The organism is Zoogloea sp. LCSB751, assembly GCF_002028455.1.
Lineage (GTDB): Bacteria > Pseudomonadota > Gammaproteobacteria > Burkholderiales > Rhodocyclaceae > Zoogloea.
Window position 1 is genome coordinate 1 of record NZ_MWUM01000357.1, and the last position, 257, is coordinate 257.

Below are 257 nucleotides of genomic sequence, written 5' to 3' on the forward strand. Positions count from 1 at the left end.
CAACGGCTGGTGCCTGAAGGCTGGTTTGACCAATCCTCCGCCTGGACCCAGGCGCAGAAATCAGTCTCCCCGGCACACCCGGAGGGCATTTACGGCTATCAATGGTGGAATAACGCGATTCCGGCCAACGCACAGCATGTCGACCCCAGCGCCCGCCAGGGCCTGAAAGGTTCGCTGTGGGCGCTGGGTATCTACGGCCAGGTGATTATGGTCAACCGCGCGGAACATCTGGTGATCGTACAGTGGTCAACCTGGCC

Annotated in this window: 1 protein-coding gene; it reads left to right on the forward strand. The window is 61.1% G+C overall.

The genetic code is table 11. The annotated features are described in order from the left end of the window. Nucleotides 1-257 (forward strand): hypothetical protein (locus B4920_RS26940; protein ID WP_216820095.1); only part of this gene is annotated, 257 nt, incomplete at both ends.